Source organism: Stenotrophomonas sp. YJH_SMC_105-26 (assembly GCF_059368915.1).
Genome location: NZ_JCAFSD010000001.1, coordinates 678,185 through 698,158 on the forward strand (window position 1 = coordinate 678,185; position 19,974 = coordinate 698,158).

Genomic DNA, 19,974 nt, shown 5'->3' on the forward strand with positions numbered 1-19,974 from the left:
AGGAATGCCCATCGTGACCAGCCCTCTCCGCAACGATCGCCTGCTGCGCGCCCTGCGCCGCGAACCGGTGGACTGCACCCCCGTCTGGCTGATGCGCCAGGCCGGCCGCTACCTGCCGGAATACCGCGCGACCCGGGCCAAGGCCGGCAGCTTCCTGGCCATGGCCAAGACCCCGGAGATTGCCTGCGAAGTCACCCTGCAGCCGCTGCGCCGCTTCCCGCTGGATGCGGCCATCCTGTTCTCGGACATCCTCACCATTCCCGATGCGATGGGCCTGGAGCTGTACTTCGTCGAAGGCGAAGGCCCGAAGTTCCGGCACCCGGTGCGTGACGAAGCCGCCATCGCCCGGCTGGCGGTGCCGGACATGGAACAGGACCTGGGCTACGTGATGGATGCGGTACGGCTGATCCGCCGCGAGCTGGACGGCCAGGTGCCGCTGATCGGCTTCTCCGGCAGCCCGTGGACACTGGCCTGCTACATGGTGGAAGGCGGTGGCAGCAAGGACTTTGCGCGCATCAAGGCCATGGCACTGAACCACCCGCAGGCGCTGCACCGCCTGCTGGAGGTCACCACCGACGCGGTGATCGCCTACCTCGGCGCGCAGCGCGCCGCCGGTGCGCAGGCGCTGCAGGTGTTCGACACCTGGGGCGGCGTGCTGTCGCCGGCGATGTACCGCGAATTCTCGCTGCGTTACCTGCAGCGCATTGCCGAGGGGCTGGAGCGCGGCGAAGGCAGCGAGCGCACGCCGCTGATCCTGTTCGGCAAGGGCACCGGCCTGCACCTGGAAGCGCTGTCGCAGACCGGCGCCGATGCACTCGGCCTGGACTGGACGCTGGACCTGGACGAGGCGATGCGCCGCACCGGTGGCCGCGTCGCCCTGCAGGGCAACCTCGACCCGACCACGCTGTACGCCTCGCCGGATGCGATCGCCGCGGCCGCGGCGCGCGTGCTCGACACCTATGCCGCCGGCAACGGCGGCTCGCGCGAGGGCCATGTGTTCAACCTCGGCCATGGCATGTCGCCGGACATGGACCCGGCACATGTACAGGTGCTGGTCGACGCAGTGCACGCGCACAGCCAACGCTGAGCATTCCGCATGCAGGTACGGCGCGACCTTGATCGCGCCGTGATCCGCAGTGCGCGATCATGGCGGCCCCCACGCTGCACCGGCCGCACCCCATGTCCACATCGCCATCGACCTACAACCGCCAGCGTCCCCTGCTGTGGCTGGTGTCCCTGGCGATCTTCATGCAGATGCTGGACTCGACCATCGTCAACACGGCGTTGCCGGCGATGGCGGCCAGCCTGGGCGAGAGCCCGCTGCAGATGCAGTCGGTGGTGTTCAGCTATGCGCTGGCGGTAGCCACCTTCATTCCCGCCTCGGGCTGGATCGCCGACCGCTACGGCACCCGGCGCACCTTCCTGGTGGCGATCATCCTGTTCACCCTCGGCTCGCTGGCCTGCGCGCTGGCCCAGCACCTGCACCAGCTGGTCGGTGCGCGCGTGCTGCAGGGCATCGGCGGTGCGATGCTGCTGCCGGTCGGCCGGCTGGCGGTGATGCGCTCGGTGCCCCGCGAGGATTTCCTGCGCGCGATGAGCTTCATCGCCATCCCCGCGCTGGTCGGCCCGCTGATCGGCCCCACGCTGGGCGGCTGGCTGGTCGAGATCGCCTCATGGCACTGGGTGTTCCTGATCAACCTGCCGATCGGCGTGATCGGTTTCATCGCCGCGATGAAGATCATGCCCGACCATTACGCCAGCCACCGCACCCGCTTCGACCTGCGCGGCTACGTCATGCTGGCCTTCGCGATGGTGGTGCTGTCGCTGGCACTGGACGGCATCTCCGGCCTGGGTACGCCACACGCACTGGTGATGCTGATGACCGTGGCTGGCCTGGCCGCGCTGGTGGGCTACTGGCTGCACGCCGCCAACTCGACCGCACCGTTGTTCTCGCTGGCCCTGTTCCGCGTGCCCAGCTACCGCATCGGCATTCTCGGCAACCTGTTCTCGCGCATCGGCAGCAGCGCGATGCCGATGCTGATCCCGCTGCTGCTGCAGGTCGGCCTCGGCCTGGGCCCGATGCATGCCGGCCTGATGATGGTGCCGGTAGCGGCCGCCGGCATGGTCTCCAAGCAGCTGGCGGTGAGGCTGGTCGAGCGCTTCGGTTACCGCCGCGTGCTGATGGTCAACACCGTGCTGGTCGGCCTGGCGATGGCCAGCTTCATCCTGATGACACCCGGCCAGCACCTGGCCTGGCGCCTGCTGCAGCTGGCGTTCTTCGGCGCGGTCAATTCGCTGCAGTTCACCGTGATGAACACCGTGACCCTGCGCGATCTGGACCGTGAGTTCGCCAGTTCCGGCAACAGCCTGCTGTCGATGGTGATGATGCTGGCCGCCGGCTTTGGTGCTGCTGCGGCCGGCAGCCTGCTGGCCGCGTTCGGCAACCACCTGGACAGCAACAGCGCCACCGCCGCGCTGCATGCCACGTTCCTGTGCGTGGGCGCGATCACGCTGACCTCGACGATGATCTTCTGGCAGCTGCCCGACACCAAGCCCGAACCGCGGCAGGTGGAGCACGTCGCGGAGTGAAGGGGGTTCGGCAGGGCCTGCGGCCCTGCACCTGCGGTAGTGCCGGCCGCTGGCCGGCAACAGCAACAGCGAGCATTCCGTGGGCTGACGGGGCGGTGCGGGCTTGCAGGACACGCCGTAAATCCCGCTCCGCGGTCCGGCCCAGCCGCCGGCGGCTGCGCGTTCGGGCGCTTGCGAAGCAGTGCTTCGCAAGCAAAGCGCCCTCACCCATGGGGGCTCGATGGCGCCATCCATGGCGCCAACGGTCCTGCAAGCCCACACCGCCCCACCTCTGACAGGTTCACGCGGCTGTGGGTAACGGCGACTGTTGGAACGCGCGGTTGTTGGTAGGTGTCGACCTTGGTCGACACATCTGTCAGATATCGAATTCCAGATTGGGGTCAGAGCCCGTTGCGCAGCAACGGGATCCGACCCCGAGCTCCGACAGATCGCGGAAAACTGTCGAAGGCGGGCTTTTGACGTTGACATTGATTCTGCAGGTGCAGGACTGCAAGCCCTGCAATAAACCCTACCTGCCCATCGCCCTGGCGATCGCTTCCACCAGCAGTTCACCGGTCACCGGCTTGCGCAGGAAGCCGCCGATGCCGGCCGCTTCCACCTGCTGCTGAAGGTCCGGATCAGTCCGCGCGGTCACCGCCAGCAGCGGCAGCATGTAGCCCTGGTTACGCAGGTGCTGGGCCAGTTCGAAGCCGCTCAGGCCGGGCAGGTCCAGATCCAGCAGGCCGACGTCGAAATCGCCGGCACTGATCTCGCGCAGCGCCGCCAGCGCATGGCCGGCATGCACCACCTCGTGGCCGCGTGCGCTCAACAACCCCCGCACCACATCGGCCACGGTGGCATCGTCCTCGACCAGCAGCACCCGCAGCGGTGGCATGTTCGCCGCATCGTCGCGATGCCCCTCGGCGGACACCTCGGCGTCACCGTCCACCACCAGTGGCAACGGCAGGGTGACGCCGAAGCAGGTGCCCCGGCCCAGCTGGCTCTCCACCTGGATCCGCCCCTGCATCGCTTGTGCCAGCTCGCGGCAGATCGCCAGGCCCAGGCCGCTGCCACCGTACTGCGCTGCCGTACGTGCACCATCGGCCTGCTCGAAGCGTCGGAACAGGCGCTGCTGCTGTTCCTGGCTGATGCCCGGGCCGGTATCACGTACCTCGAAATGCAGCGCGCGCAGCTCGCCATCGCAACGTGCATGCAGGGTGATGGTGCCGCGGCTGGTGAATTTCACTGCGTTCGACAGCAGGTTCAGCAGGATCTGCCGCACGCGCATGGCATCACCGGTCGCCTGCAGGCCCGGCGGCAGCTGGTTGTCCAGGACGAAGCGCAGGCCCTTCTGTGCAGCCAGCGGGCCCATCAGCGCCGCCAGATCCTGCAGCAGGCCATTCAACGCAAACGACTGCGACTGCAGCTCCAGGCGCCCGGACTCGATCCGCGCCAGGTCCAGCGCATCGTTGACCAGATGCAGCAGGTGCTCGCCCGCATGCCGGATCGACTGCGTGTAGCCGCGCTGCTGCGGGTCCAGTGGCGAAGCCAGCAGCAGCTCGCTCATGCCCAGCACGCCGGTCATCGGCGTACGGATCTCATGGCCAAGGTTGGCCAGGAAGCGGGTCTTGGCCGCCGAGGCCTGCTCGGCCAGTTCCTGCTTGTGCAGCGCCAGCTGGTAGGCGTGGCGCCGCTGCAGGCGGCGTCGGTACAACCAGGCGAACCAGCTGGTCAGCAGCAACCCGACCGACGCCAGTACCAGCAGGCCGGACAGGCTGCGCCACCACGGCGGCTGCACGCGGAACTCCAGGCTCTGCACCCGCGACCACACATGGTCGGCCGAGCGTGCCTGCACCTCCAGCCGGTAGCTGCCCGGCGCCAGGCGCGAGAACAGGCGCTCACCCGCCGGACCGACTTCAACCCAATCCGGGTCGTAGCCGGCCAGGCGATAACGGTAGGTATTGGACGCCGAGTCGGCGAAGGACAGCAATCGCGCGACGATGCGCAGGTCGCGATCGCCATCAGCGATCTGCAACGGCGCATCGTGGGTCATGTCCAGCACCTGTTCGTTGCGGCGCACTTCCACCCGCTCGATCACCAGTGGCGCGCGACGTACCGAAGGCCGTACCTGCTCCGGGTCGAACACCACCGCGCCCGCTGCCGTTCCGGCCACCAGGTGGCCATCGGCCGCTGCGATCAGGGTGTGCTCGCGGAATTCCTGGCTTGGCAGGCCGTCGTGCACGCCGTACAGGCGCACGCTCTGCCCATCGGCACTGACACGTACCAGGCCGCGTGCGCTGGTCGCCCAGGCCACGCCCTGCGCATCCACCACCAGGCCAGAGGCGGAGATCGCCGGATAGCCCTGTTCGGCACCGACCACCGCCTGCCGTTCCAGCCGCCCCTGGCTCCAGCGGTATCGCGACAGGCGCCCGTCCTCGGACAACCAGACCTGGCCGTCACGGCCCACATGCAACGCATGGATGGCCGTTGCCGGCGCACCCGGCACCGGCTGGAAGCGTTCGCTTTCCGGCAGCCACTGCAGCAGGCCACGGCTGCTGGCCAGCCAGATATGGTCCTGCGGACCGCATTCCACATCGAGGTTGAGCTGGCCCTGCTGCAGGCCGCGCTGGCCATTGTCCAGCTGGCGCCGCAGGCGTCCGTCGAGATCACGTTGCTGCAGGCCCGCGGGAAGCATCAACCAGAGGCTGTCGCCGTCGCAGGTCATCATCGCTTCGATGACCCCTTCCATCGCCGCATCGGTACCGGCATCACGGCCCCAACGACGCAGTTCGCGCCGTTGCGGGTCGTAGCGCACCAGTGCATCGGTCGATCCGATCCAGACCTGGCCACGCCGGTCCTCGCGCACCGAGGTCAGCCAGTGCATGCCGTTGACCCAGGTGCGGTGCTGCTCGATCCTGCCGGTCTTCGGATCGAAGCGGTCCAGCGCGCCATGGCTGCCCACGGTCCAGACACCGCCATTGCTGGACGGGCTGGTGCCCAGCACGAGCGCATTGCGCAGCGAGCTGGGGTCGTCCTCCAGCCGCGACAGCACCGAGAACTGCCACCAGCGTGGCAGCAGGTGCCACAACCCGGCATTGGTGCTGGCCAGCCAGATGCCACCTTCGCGGTCCTCATAGGCACCGGTCCAGTTCGGCCGCACCGGACCGCGTGCGATCGCGCTGTACAGCGGCACGGTCTGGTACTGGCCGTCGACCGCACGTCCCAGCCCGGTGCGCGTATCCAGCCAATGTCCGCCCTGCTCGTCGCGCAGCATCATGCCCAGCACCTGCTCGCCTGGCGGCAGCTTCCACGGTGGTGCCTCGAAGCGGCCATCCGGGCGGCGCACGGTGGCCCCGGCCATCGTGCTGATCCACAGGCTGCCATCGGGCTCGGCGGTCAACCCGTTGATCAGCAGGCTGGGAATGATGTCCGTACCGACACGCTCGAAGTCGGTCCCGGTCCAGCGTGCCACGCCATGCTTGGTGCCGATCCACAGGCTGCCATCGGCCAGCGTGGCCAGGTAGGGCACCGACGACGAAGGCAGGCTGCGCGGATTGTTCGGCTCGGGCAGGAAGCGCTGCAGGCGGTCCTGGCTGTCCAGGCGGTACAGGCCGCCTTCGTGGGTACCGAACCAGATCGAGCCATCAGGCGTGCTGGCCAGGCTCCAGACCGTGTTGGTGCCCATCAACGGCTGGCTGCTGCGGTCGTAGAAGTGCAGCTGCCGGCGGTCGGCCGACATGCGCACCAGGCCAGCGTTCTCGGTGCCTATCCACAACTGGTTGCGGGCACCGACCAGCACCGTCCAGATGCGGTTGTCACGCAGTCCATCCTCGGAACGCCACACGCGGTAAGTGCGGCCGTCATAGCGGGCCAGGCCATCGTTGGTGGCGATCCACAGGTAGCCGTACCGGTCCTCGGCCATGCGGTTGACGGTATTGGACGGCAGGCCATCGAACACCGTCACCTGCCGCGGGCTCGGAGGCACCGGCTGTGCCGCAGCGGGCAACGCGCCGCACAGGAGGACCAGCAGCAGCATCGCCGCCCGCAGATACACCACCGATTGCCTCCTCACGCTGGTCCTGATGATTCCCGCGCTGCGGGCGTCGGCATGGTAAACCGAAAGTCGCGCCGTTCACGCCCGGCGCCGGCACAGTCACGCAGTCGCCTGCCGTTTCGCACGCGCCTGGGCGATGGCCGCCACCAGCAGGTCGCCGGTCACCGGCTTGCGCAGGAAGCCATCGAAGCCGGCGGCCAGCACCTGGGTTTCGGCGTAGGCATCGGAACGGGCGGTCACTGCCACCAGCGGCAGTTCATAGCCCATGGTGCGCAGCTGGCGGGCGATGGCCGTACCGTCCAGCGCGGGCAGATCGAGATCGAGCAGGCCGACGTCGAAACCATCGGTGGCGATCTCCGACAGCGCACCCAGGCCATGCAGCACGTGGACCACCTCATGCCCGCGCACCCGCAGCAGGCCGGCGATGACCTCGGCCACCGTGGCGTCGTCCTCGACCAGCAGGATGCGCAGCGGCGGCAGTTCCGGCAGGGCCGCCACCTCGCCCGCGGTGCTGGCGGCCTGGCGCGTCCAGGGCAGGGGCAGGCGCACGCGGAACCGCGCACCCTTGCCAGGCTGGCTGTCCACTTCGATACGCCCCCCCATCGCCACCGCCAGTTCCTGGCAGATTGCCAGTCCCAGGCCACTGCCGCCGTAGCGCGACGCGGTGCGCGGACCGTCGGCCTGTTCAAAACGATGGAACAGGCGCTGCTGCTGCTCGGCATTGATGCCCGGGCCACTGTCATGCACTTCGAAACACAGGCCGCCCTTCTCTTCCAGGCGCACGGCCAGGCCGACGTGGCCGCGCTCGGTGAACTTGATGGCGTTGCCGAGCAGGTTCAGCAGGATCTGGCGCACGCGCATCTCGTCGCCGCTGACACTGACCGGCCCTGCCGGGTTTTCACCGCGCCGGAATTCCAGCTGGCGCTGCTGCGCCATCGGCTGCATCAGGCCCTGCACCTGGTCGAGCAGTTCCTCCAGGTCGAACGGACGCAGATCCAGCTCAAGCCGCCCGGCTTCGATGCGGGCCAGGTCCAGCGCATCGTTGACCAGCCGCAGCAGATGGCTGCCGGCCTGCTGGATCGACCCCGCGTAGCCACGCTGCACCGGATCCAGCGGAGTCGCCAGCAGCAGTTCGCTCATGCCCAGCACGCCGGTCATCGGCGTGCGTACTTCGTGGCCCAGCGTGGCCAGGAAACGGCTCTTGGCCTGCGAGGCCTGCTCGGCCAGCTGCTGCTTGTGCACCGTCAGCTGCCATTGCTGGCGACGGCGCAGCCGCGCGCGGACCGACCAGACCAGGACCACCAGCAGCAGCGACCCCAGCAGGATGTAGCCGAAGATCGCCATGCCGCTGCGCCACCACGGCGGCAGCACCTTCACCTGCAACTGCTGCGAAGGCGTCCACGCGCCCCGGGCGGTCGCTGCCTGCACCTCGATGACGTAGCTGCCGGTCGGCAGCCGCGACAGGGTGCGCTGGCCATCGCCCCCCTGCTCCACCCAGTCCTGGTCATAGCCCTGCACGCGGAAGCGGTAACGGTTGCCCTGCGGGCTGGCATAGGACAGCAGCCGCGCATCGATCTGCAGATCGCGGTCATCCGGTCCCAGCAACAGGGTGCCGGTGAGCGGCAACGGTTGCCAGCCGCGCGCGTCGTCGCGGCGTACGCGCACTTCGGCGATCACCAGCGATGAAGAAGGCAGCACCGTGTCGTCGGCATTCACATCGAAGGCAACCAACCCGGTCTGGGTGACGGCCAGCACGCGACCATCTGCATTCACTGCCGGTGGCCGGCCGGTGAACTCCGCATCGGACAGTCCATCGCGCTCGTTGAACTGCTGCAGGCGCCGCGTTTTCGGGTCCCAACGCAGCAGGCCGCGCGGCGTCGTCGCCCACAGCTGGCCGTTGCCGGCCAGCGCCAGCCCGCCCATGGTGACCGGCGGCACGCCTGCACTGCCGTCGATGCGCTGGATGAGGCGCAGGCTCAGGCCATCCCACTGGTAGCGCTCGAACGCGCCTTGGCGCGCCAGCCACAACTGTTGCGGATCGATCCACACCAGGTCGTAGATGGGCCCGCGCGAAACGCCCGGTACTGCCTCGAAGCGTCCAGCCTGCTCGCGCCAGATGCCCATGTCACCCATCACCCAGGGCCGGCCATGGGCGTCGAAGCGGATCTGCTCGATCGGCGCATCGGCGGTCCCGCGGAAATGCTCCAGCGGATAGCGGTGCAGCAGCCGGCCATCTGCATCGCGCTGCTGCAGGTCCAGGCCCATCACCGACACCCACACCGTGCCATCAGGCGCCTGCCGCATCAGGTCGATGCGCTGGCGCAGGTCGGCACTGCCATCGATCCGCAGATCGCGCAGCGCGCCGGTAGCCGGATCGTAGACGGTGATGCGGCCGCCGCGTCCCAGCCACAGGCGCCCATCCGGGCGCGGCAGCACCGACCACACCACGCCGCTGCCGAGCTGCCGGTCGCTGGCCAGCAGGCGCAGGGTGCCCTGCGCATCGAGCTGGTACACCCCTCGCGCCGAGCCGACGTAGTAGTTCTTCCCATCGCTGGCCGCGCTCAACAGGTACTGGCTGTCCAGCGGCTTGCCGTCGAGCTGGTTCCAGATCGAGAAGCGCCGCCAGTCCGGTGGCAGATAGGCCAGGCCCTGGGTCAGCAGCGCCACCCACAATCCGCCCTCGTGGTCCTGCAGCAGATCGAGCACACCGCTGTGCGCGGTCAGGAAGCCGCTGCCGCGGTCGCCCTCCAGCCGGCGCAGCGCCGCCGCATCCCCCCGCAACAGGCCATCGGAGGTGCCAGCCCAGTAGCCCCCCTGGCGATCGGCCAGGACCAGGGCCGAGCGCAGCTGGGCGCTGTCGGCCCATCGCGGACGACTGACCCGGTCCTGCCCATCGATGCGGTACAGGCCATCGTTCTGGCTGCCGACCCAGATCGAACCCTCCGCATCCCGGCTCAACCGGAGCACGCTCAGCGTGCCCAGTTCCCGCGCGGCCACCGGCTCGAATCCGCTGCCGTTCCAACGCGCCACGCCCGCTTCGGTGCCCAGCCACAGGCGGCCCTGCGCATCGACCAGGCTGGTGAAGATGCTGTTGCTGGGCAGGCCCCCCGGCTGCGCCGGGTCATGGGTGTAGAGGCGCACGCTGCCGTCCTCGCCAAGCCGGCAGACGCCATGGTTGTTGGTCCCGATCCACAAGGCGTCGTCGACATAGGCCAGCGCCCAGAACTGCCCCTGGCAGGTGGAATTGACCGTGTCGAAGGTCCGGAAGCGCTCGCGGTCGGCATCCAGGCGGGCCACGCCCTTGCCGTTGATGCCCACCCAGACCCGGTCCAGCGGATCGATCAGCAGGGTCTCGATCTCGTTGCCGGGCAGCGAGCCCGGCTGTTCCGGATCGTGCTCCCAGACCCGCAGGCTGTTGCCGTCATAACGGGCGAGTCCACCATCGGTGGCGGCCCAGATGTGGCCCTGGCGATCCTCGGCCAGCGCCACCACCATGCGTGACGGCAAGCCTTCGGCGGCACCGAAGCGGCGCAGGCGCGGTGTTTCTGCCATGTCCAGGGTCGCAGCCGCCGTGGCCATCGCCATCAGCAGCAGTCCCATACCTGCGATGCCACGGCACCACCGGCGCCAGCCGCTCGTCATCCTGAACCCCCTGTCCTGGGCCGATTGTCACACAGGGCCGGGTTCATGGCTGCAACAGGCTGTTTCCAGCGGCGGCACCACCACGAACTGTTGCAGCCATGCACGCAACGTTGGCAGGGGGCTGTGCGTATGATCACAGCGTCACCTTCCGGAGCCCGCCATCGATGCGTCCCTGCCTGGCCCTGCTGCCGATGCTGCTCGCCACCGCCCCTGCCTGGGCGGCCGCCGACACCTATCGCCTCGATCCGGTGCACACGCGGGTGCTGTTCTCCATCGATCACGCGGGCTACTCGCAGGCCATGGGCACCGTGTCCGGCAGCGAGGGCCGCGTGCTGTTCGATCCCGACAACTGGCGCGACGCCACCCTGGAAGTGGACATTCCGGTGTCGCGTCTGGACCTTGGCGACGCCAAGTGGAACCAGGCCACGCTGGCCCGCAGCCTGCTCGATGGCGAGCGATTCCCCAGCGCACGCTTCGTCTCCAGCCGGGTCGAACCGATCGACGCCAAGCGTGCGCATGTGATCGGCACGCTGACCCTGCGCGGGGTCAGCCAGGAAGTCACCCTGGACGTGACCCTCAACGCGCTCAAGCGCTACCCGCTCCCTCCATTCCGACGCACCGCCGGGTTTTCCGCCAGCACGACGCTGAGCCGGCGCGCGTTCGGCATCACCGCCTGGCCGGGGGTCATCGGTGATGCGGTACAGGTGCGGATCGAGGCCGAAGCCACCCTCGACCGCAGCGACGCCCCGGGAACTCCCGCTCCCGTTCCACACTCCGACCACACGACGGCCCCCAAGGACCCTTCATGACCGCCAAGAACACCCCCGCCGCGTGGGGAAGTGTCAGCCAGCTCCTGCACTGGTTGATCGCACTGCTGATCCTCGCCCTGGGCGTGGTCGGCCTGACCATGGGCGAACTGCCCAAGACGCCCAAGTACTTCTGGGTCTACACCGCGCACAAGTCGATCGGCATCACCGTGCTGGCGCTGGTGCTGTTCCGTCTCGGCTGGCGCCTGTATGCCGGTGCGCCGAAGCAGGTGCCGGGCGTGCCCAGCTGGCAGGAACGCATCGCCAGTGCCACCCACGTGCTGCTGTACGTGCTGATGTTTGCCATTCCGCTGTCGGGCTGGCTGTACGATTCGGCCAGTGGCCTGCGCCCGTTCCGTTGGTTCGGCCTGGTCGACGTGCCCAAGCTGAGCGGCCCCGACCCGCAGGTCGTCGCGGTGTCCCATGCCCTCCACGAATACGGCTTCTGGCTGTTGATCGCGGTAGTGCTGGCCCATGCCGGCGCTGCCTTCTACCACCACCTGTTCCAGCGCGATGCAACGCTGTCCCGCATGTTGCCGCGCGGCTGGCTCGCCTCCCCTCAGAAGGACTGACCGATGAACCTGAAACTGACCACTCCGGCCGCCGTGGCCGCCGCCCTGGCCGGCATGCTGGCCACCGCCCCGGCGCTCGCTGCGGAGTATGCGCAGGCCCCCGGTGCCGGCTCGATCCTGGTGTTCGCCAGCAAGTACGACGGCGAAGTGTTCACCGGCAGCTTCCCGGGCTTCGCCACCAAGCTCAGCTTCGACCCGGCCAACCCGGCCGCCGGTTCGCTGGATGTGGTGATTCCGCTGGCAGGCGCCAGGAGCGGCAACAGCGACCGTGACTCGACCCTGCAGGGCGCCGACTTCTTCAATGTCGGCAAGTTCGCCACCGCGCGTTACACCGCCAAGGGCTTCCGCGCCGTGGGCAACGACCAGTTCGCCGCCGATGGCACCCTGGAACTGCGCGGCGTCAGCAAGCCGGTCACCCTGACCTTCACCTGGAAGCCGGGCACCCAGCCGGTGCTGACCGGCAAGGCCACGGTCAAGCGCCTGGACTTCGGCGTCGGCGGCGGTGACTGGGCCGATACCAAGACCATTCCGGACGACACCGCGATCAGCACGATCGTGAAGTTCGACGCGAAATAAGACCATCCGGTGATGCCGTGCCCGTGGCCGGCATCACCGGGCATCGCAACGCATCCGGTAGTGCCGGCCGCTGGCCGGCATCACCGGGAACAGAGGGGTTGCCGGCCAGCGGCCGGCACTACTGATCGACGGCCAACCAGGCCTGCACCGTGGCCGCATCGAACGGCCAGTCCAGCTCGCGCTCGCCGCGCTCGTCGCGCAGCACCGGCACGCGCGTGCCATAGCGCGCTTCCAGCGCCGGCTGGTCATCCAGGAACACCGATTCGAACTCCGGCGCCCGCGCCTTGGCCAGCTCGGCCAGGGCCAGGTCGCACAGGTGGCAATCGTCACGCTGGATCAGGGTCAGCACCAGTCAGGCTCCCGTGGCGGAAATGCTGCGCCGCAGCCATCGGATGGCCCGGCAAGCCGCTAGAATAGCGGCTTGTCCGGTACCCGCAGTTTGGCATCCATGGCTGTCAGCACGTTCGACGTTTTCAAGATCGGCATTGGCCCGAGCTCCTCGCACACCGTCGGACCGATGAAGGCCGCCGAGCGATTCATCCATCGCTGGCTGCTCGACCCGGGCCGCCTGCACGAGGTCGCGCGCATCCGCGCCGATGTCTATGGCTCGCTGGCCTTGACCGGCCGCGGCCATGGCACCGACAAGGCGATCCTGCTGGGCCTGGAAGGCCAACGGCCTAACCTGATCGACCCGGACATCATTCCGGCCACCCTGGAGCGCATCCGCAGCAGCAAGCGCATCCAGCTGATGGGCCAGCACGAGATCGCCTTCGACGAGAAGCGCGATCTCGGCATGAACAAGCGCCAGAAGCTGCCCTACCACACCAACGGCATGCGCTTCACCGCGTACAACGCCGACGACGAAGTGATCGCCACCCGCGATTACTACTCGGTCGGTGGTGGCTTCGTGGTCAACCAGGACGACGCGGCCGATGACCGCATCGTGCCCGATGAAACCCCGCTGCCCTACCCGTTCAAGAGCGGCGACGAGCTGCTGGCACAGACCGCACGCAGCGGCCTGAGCATCGCCCAGCTGATGTTCGAGAACGAAAAGTGCTGGCGCAGCGAAGACGAGATCCGCGCCCAGCTGCGCGAGATCTGGAGCGCGATGCAGTCGTGCGTCACCCGCGGCATCCGCGAGGAGGGCGTGCTGCCGGGTGGCCTGAAGGTCGGCCGTCGTGCACCGGCGCTGTACCGCGAGCTGTCGTCGAAGCCGGAAGCGGCGATGCGCGATCCGCTGACGACGCTGGACTGGGTCAACCTGTACGCACTGGCAGTGAACGAAGAGAACGCTGCCGGTGGCCGCGTGGTGACCGCACCGACCAACGGTGCGGCCGGCGTACTGCCGGCGGTGCTGCATTACTTCGACCGCTTCTGCCCCGGCGCCAACGAACAGCGCGTGTTCGATTTCCTGCTGACCTCGGCGGCGATCGGCATCCTGTACAAGGAAAATGCTTCGATTTCCGGTGCCGAAGTGGGCTGCCAGGGCGAAGTGGGCGTGGCCTGCTCGATGGCGGCCGGTGGCCTGGTCGCGGCGCTGGGGGGCAACCCGAGCCAGATCGAGAACGCCGCGGAAATCGGCATGGAACACAACCTGGGCCTGACCTGCGACCCGATCGGCGGCCTGGTGCAGATTCCCTGCATCGAGCGCAATGCAATGGGCGCGGTGAAGGCGATCAATGCCTCGCGCATGGCGATGCGTGGCGACGGCAAGCACAAGGTGTCGCTGGACAAGGTCATCAAGACCATGCGCGATACCGGCCGCGACATGCAGGACAAGTACAAGGAAACCAGCCGCGGTGGCCTGGCGGTGAACGTCATCGAGTGCTGAGGGCGACCGGCTCCGGCGCGATGGCGACGGGCCACAGGTAGAGTCGACTGTCAGTCGACCATCGCGCGCAGCGCGGGATTTCCGCGGCCTGAGGGAAGAGCAGTCGACCAACAGTCGACTCTACCCGGTCACCCTTGCCCGAACGGGCGACACCGTCACCGCGTTCCGGTTAGGCTCGGGGCTTCCCCACCCCGGATTGCCCCATGCGCGTGATCGCTGCCGCCCTGCTTGCCTGCCTTCCGCTGGCCGCCCTGGCCGCCCCCACCTACGGGCCTCGGCTGGAGGGTTTCGACTACGGCTATCCGGTGAAGACCTTCGCGCTGGAATCGCAGCGGCAGCCGCTGGAGATGGCCTACCTGGACATCGCGCCGAAGAAGGCACCCATCGGCGTGGTGGTGCTGCTGCACGGCAAGAACTTCTGTGCCGCCACCTGGAAGGAATCGATCAAGCCACTGGTCGCCGCCGGCTATCGGGTGATCGCCCCGGACCAGGTGGGCTTCTGCAAATCCAGCAAGCCCGAGCGTTACCAGTATTCGTTCGCGCAGCTGGCCGCCAACACCCATGCCCTGCTGCAACAGCTGCAACTGGGTGACGTCCCGGTGCACCTGGTCGGTCATTCGATGGGCGGCATGCTGGCGGTGCGCTACGCGCTGATGTTCCCGCAGGACCTGCGCAGCCTGTCGCTGGTCAATCCGATCGGGCTGGAGGACTGGAAGGCGCTGGGCGTCCCCTGGCGCAGCGTCGACGCGTGGTACGCCGGCGAAATGAACATCAGCTATGACAGCATCCGTCGCTACCAGCTGGAGGTGTACTACGACGGCAAATGGAAACCGGCCTACGAACCGTGGGCGCGGATGCAGTCGGGCATGTACGAAGGCCCGGGCAAGCAGGCCGTTGCATGGAGCCAGGCGCTGGCCTCGGACATGGTGTTCAACCAGCCGGTGGTCTACGAACTGAAGCACCTGCAGGTGCCGACCACGCTGTTCATCGGCCAGAAGGACCGCACCGCGATCGGGCGCGACCTGGCGCCGCCTGCGGTGAAGGCGACGCTGGGCAATTATCCGGTGCTGGGCAAAGCAGCGGCCGCAGCGATTCCCGGCGCGACGCTGGTCGAGTTCGCCGAACTGGGCCATTCGCCGCAGGTGCAGGACCCCAAGCAGTTCAACAGCGCGTTGTTGGAGGCCCTGAAGTCCCGCTGACCGGCAGGCGTGCCCTCTGTAGAGCCGAGCCCACGCTCGGCTCATGCGGCAGGACCGGGGTTCTGTCAGGAGCAGCCGAGCGTGGGCTCGGCGCTACAGGAACAATGCGATCAACCCACGATCCGCAGCACGTCATCCAGCAACGCGACCGCAGTGACTTCCGCGCCGGCACCCGGTCCCTGGATCAACAAGGGTTGGCGGCGGTAGCGATCGCTGTGGATGGCCACGCGGTTGTCGGTGCCGGCACCCTGCGCCAACGGATGATCGGCCGGCAGTTCGCGCAGGCCCACCTGCGCACCTTCGCTGTCAACACGGCCAACGAAACGCAGCACGCGGCCGTTGTCACGTGCCTGCTGCCAACGCGCCTGCAGCGGCGCATCCAGCTGCTCCAAGGCAGCCACGGCATCCTCCAGCGGCAACGCTGCCAGCGCTTCGGGCACCAGTGAATCCACCTGTACCTGCGACGCATCCAGCGCCAGCCCGCTGCTGCGCGCCAGGATCAGCAGCTTGCGGCGCACGTCCTCGCCGGACAGGTCCAGGCGCGGGTCTGGCTCGGTATAACCGGCCGCCAGCGCCTCGCGCACCGCCGCCGAGAACGGCGACTGGCCGTCATAGCGATGGAACAGCCACGCCAGCGAGCCGGACAGCACGCCCTCGATGGCATGGATGTGATCGCCACCGGCCACCAGCGCGCGCAGGCTGCTCAACAGCGGCAGCCCGGCACCAACGGTGGCACTGTCGCCATAACGCGCGCCACTGTCGGCACAGCTTTCGGCAATGGCCTGCGCGCGGGCGAGCTGCGCGCCCCGGCCCAGCTTGTTGGCGGTCACCACATGCACGCCCCGCGCCAGCCACTGCACGTGGCGCGCGGCCACGTCTTCGCTGGCGGTGGCGTCGACCACCACGTCGCCACGCTCCAGTCCTTCCGCACTCGCCCACGGTGGCGAACTCTGGCCATCGCGCGGTGCACGCCGTGCCAGTTCCAGCGGCAAGGCCAGGTCACGATCGATCTCCAGCGCAGTGCGTGAATTGGCCAGCCACTGCACGCTGGGCAGTTCCAGCCCACGCGCCCGCAATGCCTGGTAACGCTGTACGAAGGCCGAGCCGACCGTGCCGGTGCCCAGCAGCGCCAGGCGTCCCACGCCCAGAGCAGGAATTTCTGCGGCGAGCGCGCTCATGCATCCACCACCTGTTTGCGGCGCGCAGCCGCATCAATCACCGCTTCGGCGCGCTGCAGCGCGGCGCCGAGATCGGCCAGCAGGTCACGCTCGGCCTCGATGCCGACCGACAGGCGCAGCAGGCCTTCGCTGATGCCGGCCGCAGCACGCGCTTCGGCGGTCATCGCCGCATGGGTCATGGTGGCGGGGTGCGCGATCAGGCTTTCGACGCCGCCCAGCGATTCGGCCAGGGTGAAACAGCGTAGCCCGTCCACAAATGCACGCACCGCCGCATGCGGATCATCACCGGCGCAGTGCGCCAGTTCGAATGACAGCATCGCGCCGAAGCCATTCTGCTGGCGCGCGGCGATGGCGTGGCCCGGGTGATCGGCCAGGCCCGGGTAGTACACCGCGCCGACCGCCGGATGCTGGTCCAGCAGGGCAACGATCGACGCCGTGTTTTCCTGGTGCACGCGCAGGCGCGCATCCAGCGTGCGCAGGCCGCGCAGGGTCAGGAAGGCATCGAACGGCGAACCGGTCAGGCCCAGCGCGTTGCCCCACCACACCAGCTGCTCGTGCAGCGCCGGATCGCGCGCGACCACCGCCCCACCCACCACATCGCTGTGGCCATTGATGTACTTGGTGGTGGAATGCAGCACCAGGTCCGCACCAAACGACAGCGGCTGCTGCAGCGCCGGTGACAGGAAGGTGTTGTCGACCACCACGAGGGCACCGGCCTTGTGCGCGGCATCGATGACGAAGCGCAGGTCGGTGATGCGCAGCAGCGGGTTGGACGGGGTTTCCACCAGCACCAGCTTTGGCTGCGTGGCCAGCGCCTGCGCCAGCGCTCGCGGATCGGTCAGGTCGGCGGTGACCAGTTCGAAGTGCCCCTTCTTTGCCAACGCGTTGAACAGCCGCCAGCTGCCGCCGTAGGCATCGTGCGGCACCACCAGGGTGTCGCCCGGCTGCAGCAGCGCGTTCAGCACCAGGTTGATCGCGCCCATGCCGGTCGCGGTGATGACGCCGCCGGCGCCGCCTTCCAGTTCGGCCAGCGCTTCACCCAGCAGGTCGCGGGTCGGGTTGCCACTGCGCGTGTAATCGTACTGGCGCTTGTTGCCGAAGCCTTCAAAACTGAAGTTCGACGACAGCACGATCGGCGGCGTGACCGCGCCATGCGCGGTGTCCCGATCGATGCCGGCACGGACGGCGGCAGTGGTACGACTACAGGACGGCTCGTTGGCGTGCAGGCTCATGCGGACTCTCCAGAAGTGCGGAAGGCGGTGGCGAGGATCGCATCGATGCGATCGGTTTCTTTGAGGAAGGCATCGTGGCCATAGGGCGAGCGCAGCACGCGCAGGCTGCCGCGCGGGCCCAGCCCTTCGACCAGGCCGACCAGGTCGGCCAGCGGCACCAGGCGGTCGCCCTCCACGGCCACCACAACGGTCGGCGGCAGGATCGCGGTGGGATCGACGCGGTGCAGGTCGATTGATTCGGACAGGCGCAGGTAAGCGGTCACCGGCGTGCGCGCGACATACTGCGCACCGGCGGCGTCGAGATAGTCTTCGGCAGCCACGCGCACGCGGCCATTGATGACCTCCGGCGCAGCATCAAAGCGCTCGCCGAACTCTTCCGGGGTGCGGTAGCTGAGCATGGCGAACTGCCGGGCCAGGGCCAGGCCGTGGTCTTCGCCGCACTGCAGCTGGCCCAGCGCGACCGCGCGGCGCTGCAATGCGCGCCAGGCGGCGGCATACGGATGCGGTCGGTGCGCACCGCTGGCCAGCACCAGCTGGCGCACGCGGGCACGATGACGGATCGCGAACTGCTGGCCGACCAGCGCGCCATACGAATAGCCAACGAAGGCCTTCAGCGTGCGGATGCCGAGATGGTCCAGCAGCAGCGCCAAGGCATCGGCCTGGTCGGCGGTATCGATCGGCACATCCAGTGCACCGTCGGCGCCGATGAAGTCGAAGGCCAGCACGCGCAGCTGCTGCGGATCCAGCGCGCGGCCGCTGCCCACCAGGTCTTCGGCCCAGCCCTTCTCGCGGAACTGCGTGTTGGACGCCACGTGGCGATGGGCGGAAATGCCGCCGGCCAGCACCACCACCGGTGCATTGGCCGGACCGACCCACTCATAGCGCAGGCGCACCGGGCTGGGGCCGGCGTGGCGCATCGACAGCACCGCGGCGAACTCACCGCGCTCGGCATGCACGCGGTCTTCGACCGGCACGCTGACGGGGACAAAGGGTTCGGGGCGAATGGCGGTACTGGCGGCGAAGCTCATGGCGGGATCCGGTTGGGGAATCGGCCATCGAGCCTTCGCGGGGCCCGCGTTCGAGATGCACGTGTGGTGCATGGTTCGAACCATCTTTCGGTGGACGCCACGGTCCCCGCAGGATTTGGCACCTACGCAGACGCTTGCGCGCCTGCGGGCTGCCCCGGCTTCAAAGGGCCTGTCCCTCTGCCGGTCTCGATGGTGGGGCCACGATGCCAGCCCTTTCCGGCACTGTCAATCCCTTCATGCGGATAAAGCGATGAATATTCTTGGGACAGCTATGCGAAGGCCGTCCCGGTCGCCCTGTTCAGGATCGGGTACAGTCCGGGCGGTCCATTCCGCTGGAAACGCCGATGTCGCGCCTGCCCCTGTCCTGCCTGCTGCTGCCTCTGCTGGCGAGCGCGACCGCACACGCCGGCGACTGGCGCCAGGGCTGGGGACTGGCTCCCCCTTCCGCCCCGGCCACCCGCGCAGGCAGTGCCGAGGGCGCCGCCCCCATGGCCCAATTGCGCCTGCAGCCGGTCGGTACGCAATGGCAGGCCCGGATCGACAACGGGCTGGCAGGGCCGCTGCAGATCCAGCTGCGCGCCGCCCCCGGGCACCCGGTCGAAGGCCTCCCGGTCGAGTCGCTGATCCAGGGCGACAGCAGCCTGGTAGTCGGCCACCTGCCCGCCCCGATCGATGGCCGCATGCTGGATCTGCGCCTGCAGTCGGTGCCGGGCAACCCGGCCGCACAGGCCGAAGATGTCGCCTACCGCCTGCCATTCGATGCGGCGCGCCTGCGCGTGGACCAGGCGCCGCAGGGACGATTCAGCCATGACGACGAGGAGAACCGCGACGCGGTCGACTTCGCACTGCCGGAGGGCACCCTGGTGCTGGCCGCGCGCGAGGGTACGGTGATGCAGATCCAGGATGGCTTCCGTGGCAACGGCCAGGACCGCGAACGCGATGGTGCCCGCGCCAACTTCATCCGCGTGCTGCACAGCGACGGCAGCATGGCGCTGTACGGCCACCTGCAGGCCGGCGGCATGCGCGTGCGTCGTGGCCAGGCGATAGGGGCCGGACAGCCGATCGGCCTGTCTGGCAACAGCGGCTATAGCAGTGCCCCGCACCTGCACTTCGTGGTGCAGGTCAATCGCGGCATGGGCCTGCGCTCGGTGCCGGTGCGCATCTTCGCCGAGCAGGGCCAGCTGCAGTTCGCCCGCCAGGGCGAGGCCGAAGGCGGTACCGGGCGCTGACCGCCCCCGGCCGGTATAATCGGGCGCTTATCTCTTTGAAAAGCGCCCCGGGCGGGCGC

Annotated in this window: 14 protein-coding genes and 1 riboswitch; of the genes, 8 read left to right on the forward strand and 6 right to left on the reverse strand. The window is 68.5% G+C overall.

The features are described 5' to 3' along the window. Positions 1-4 precede the first annotated feature (4 nt). The gene (gene hemE, locus AC5P7F_RS03245) at positions 5-1,087 is read left to right on the forward strand and encodes a uroporphyrinogen decarboxylase (RefSeq protein WP_134809182.1); all 1,083 of its coding nucleotides are present in this window, start codon (positions 5-7) and stop codon (positions 1,085-1,087) included. A gap of 92 nt (positions 1,088-1,179) precedes the next feature. Continuing rightward, complete coding sequence (gene mdtD / locus AC5P7F_RS03250; RefSeq protein ID WP_014648053.1) at positions 1,180-2,589, forward strand: multidrug transporter subunit MdtD; 1,410 nt, start codon at positions 1,180-1,182, stop codon at positions 2,587-2,589. Positions 2,590-3,097: 508 nt separating this feature from the next. Here mdtD and AC5P7F_RS03255 read toward each other — a convergent pair. Both AC5P7F_RS03255 and AC5P7F_RS03260 read right to left on the reverse strand, forming a co-directional pair. Continuing rightward, the gene (locus AC5P7F_RS03255; protein ID WP_164077907.1) at positions 3,098-6,625 is read right to left on the reverse strand and encodes a hybrid sensor histidine kinase/response regulator; all 3,528 of its coding nucleotides are present in this window, start codon (positions 6,623-6,625) and stop codon (positions 3,098-3,100) included. A gap of 96 nt (positions 6,626-6,721) precedes the next feature. Continuing rightward, positions 6,722-10,264 carry an ATP-binding protein gene (locus AC5P7F_RS03260; protein WP_164077908.1) on the reverse strand — a complete coding sequence of 1,181 codons (3,543 nt, stop codon included), beginning with the start codon at positions 10,262-10,264 and terminating at the stop codon, positions 6,722-6,724. A 164-nt stretch (positions 10,265-10,428) separates the two neighbouring features. Between AC5P7F_RS03260 and AC5P7F_RS03265 the strand changes: the two genes are divergently transcribed. The 3 genes from AC5P7F_RS03265 to AC5P7F_RS03275 are packed head-to-tail and all read left to right on the forward strand — an operon-like array spanning position 10,429 to position 12,218. Next, positions 10,429-11,073: a YceI family protein gene (locus tag AC5P7F_RS03265; protein WP_014648056.1), complete on the forward strand. Its 645-nt coding sequence runs from the start codon at positions 10,429-10,431 to the stop codon at positions 11,071-11,073. After that, positions 11,070-11,642 (forward strand): cytochrome b/b6 domain-containing protein, encoded by a 573-nt coding sequence (locus AC5P7F_RS03270; RefSeq protein ID WP_049441295.1) that lies wholly within the window; start codon positions 11,070-11,072, stop codon positions 11,640-11,642. Before AC5P7F_RS03265 ends, AC5P7F_RS03270 begins: the two co-directional genes overlap by 4 nt. Positions 11,643-11,645: 3 nt before the next feature. Continuing rightward, positions 11,646-12,218 (forward strand): YceI family protein, encoded by a 573-nt coding sequence (locus tag AC5P7F_RS03275; protein WP_014648058.1) that lies wholly within the window; start codon positions 11,646-11,648, stop codon positions 12,216-12,218. A 118-nt stretch (positions 12,219-12,336) separates the two neighbouring features. Here the strand turns inward: AC5P7F_RS03275 and AC5P7F_RS03280 are convergent, their stop codons facing one another. Continuing rightward, a complete protein-coding gene (locus AC5P7F_RS03280) occupies positions 12,337-12,567 on the reverse strand; it encodes a glutaredoxin family protein (RefSeq protein WP_014648059.1) in 231 nt (76 codons plus the stop codon). 99 nt (positions 12,568-12,666) lie between these two features. Here AC5P7F_RS03280 and AC5P7F_RS03285 point away from each other — a divergent pair, with 99 nt between their 5' ends. After that, a complete protein-coding gene (locus tag AC5P7F_RS03285; protein WP_006464040.1) occupies positions 12,667-14,049 on the forward strand; it encodes an L-serine ammonia-lyase in 1,383 nt (460 codons plus the stop codon). Between the two features lie 203 nt (positions 14,050-14,252). Further along, positions 14,253-15,248 (forward strand): alpha/beta fold hydrolase, encoded by a 996-nt coding sequence (locus AC5P7F_RS03290; RefSeq protein WP_164077909.1) that lies wholly within the window; start codon positions 14,253-14,255, stop codon positions 15,246-15,248. A 110-nt stretch (positions 15,249-15,358) separates the two neighbouring features. On the opposite strand, the gene AC5P7F_RS03295 is transcribed toward AC5P7F_RS03290, so the two are convergent. Genes AC5P7F_RS03295 through metX form a run of 3 tightly spaced genes read right to left on the reverse strand, consistent with a single transcriptional unit; the run spans position 15,359 to position 18,686 of the window. Beyond that, a complete protein-coding gene (locus tag AC5P7F_RS03295; protein WP_481462568.1) occupies positions 15,359-16,426 on the reverse strand; it encodes a homoserine dehydrogenase family protein in 1,068 nt (355 codons plus the stop codon). Continuing rightward, a complete protein-coding gene (locus AC5P7F_RS03300) occupies positions 16,423-17,658 on the reverse strand; it encodes an O-succinylhomoserine (thiol)-lyase (RefSeq protein ID WP_046432019.1) in 1,236 nt (411 codons plus the stop codon). The genes AC5P7F_RS03295 and AC5P7F_RS03300 overlap by 4 nt, the downstream gene beginning before the upstream one ends. After that, the gene (gene metX / locus AC5P7F_RS03305; RefSeq protein WP_014648063.1) at positions 17,655-18,686 is read right to left on the reverse strand and encodes a homoserine O-succinyltransferase MetX; all 1,032 of its coding nucleotides are present in this window, start codon (positions 18,684-18,686) and stop codon (positions 17,655-17,657) included. The genes AC5P7F_RS03300 and metX overlap by 4 nt, the downstream gene beginning before the upstream one ends. Before the next feature lie 77 nt (positions 18,687-18,763). Next, positions 18,764-18,882: riboswitch (SAM riboswitch) on the reverse strand. A gap of 148 nt (positions 18,883-19,030) precedes the next feature. Between metX and AC5P7F_RS03310 the strand changes: the two genes are divergently transcribed. After that, positions 19,031-19,915 carry a M23 family metallopeptidase gene (locus AC5P7F_RS03310; protein WP_046432023.1) on the forward strand — a complete coding sequence of 295 codons (885 nt, stop codon included), beginning with the start codon at positions 19,031-19,033 and terminating at the stop codon, positions 19,913-19,915. Positions 19,916-19,974: the final 59 nt, after the last annotated feature.

What these genes read in the sequence shown, in the direction of transcription:
- hemE (WP_134809182.1), top strand. Translation starts at nt 5, where the DNA reads ATGCCCATCGTGACCAGCCCTCTCCGCAACGATCGCCTGCTGCGCGCC.
- mdtD (WP_014648053.1), top strand. Translation starts at nt 1,180, where the DNA reads ATGTCCACATCGCCATCGACCTACAACCGCCAGCGTCCCCTGCTGTGG.
- AC5P7F_RS03260 (WP_164077908.1), bottom strand. Translation starts at nt 10,264, where the DNA reads ATGACGAGCGGCTGGCGCCGGTGGTGCCGTGGCATCGCAGGTATGGGA.
- AC5P7F_RS03265 (WP_014648056.1), top strand. Translation starts at nt 10,429, where the DNA reads ATGCGTCCCTGCCTGGCCCTGCTGCCGATGCTGCTCGCCACCGCCCCT.
- AC5P7F_RS03270 (WP_049441295.1), top strand. Translation starts at nt 11,070, where the DNA reads ATGACCGCCAAGAACACCCCCGCCGCGTGGGGAAGTGTCAGCCAGCTC.
- AC5P7F_RS03275 (WP_014648058.1), top strand. Translation starts at nt 11,646, where the DNA reads ATGAACCTGAAACTGACCACTCCGGCCGCCGTGGCCGCCGCCCTGGCC.
- AC5P7F_RS03285 (WP_006464040.1), top strand. Translation starts at nt 12,667, where the DNA reads ATGGCTGTCAGCACGTTCGACGTTTTCAAGATCGGCATTGGCCCGAGC.
- AC5P7F_RS03290 (WP_164077909.1), top strand. Translation starts at nt 14,253, where the DNA reads ATGCGCGTGATCGCTGCCGCCCTGCTTGCCTGCCTTCCGCTGGCCGCC.
- AC5P7F_RS03295 (WP_481462568.1), bottom strand. Translation starts at nt 16,426, where the DNA reads ATGAGCGCGCTCGCCGCAGAAATTCCTGCTCTGGGCGTGGGACGCCTG.
- AC5P7F_RS03300 (WP_046432019.1), bottom strand. Translation starts at nt 17,658, where the DNA reads ATGAGCCTGCACGCCAACGAGCCGTCCTGTAGTCGTACCACTGCCGCC.
- metX (WP_014648063.1), bottom strand. Translation starts at nt 18,686, where the DNA reads ATGAGCTTCGCCGCCAGTACCGCCATTCGCCCCGAACCCTTTGTCCCC.
- AC5P7F_RS03310 (WP_046432023.1), top strand. Translation starts at nt 19,031, where the DNA reads ATGTCGCGCCTGCCCCTGTCCTGCCTGCTGCTGCCTCTGCTGGCGAGC.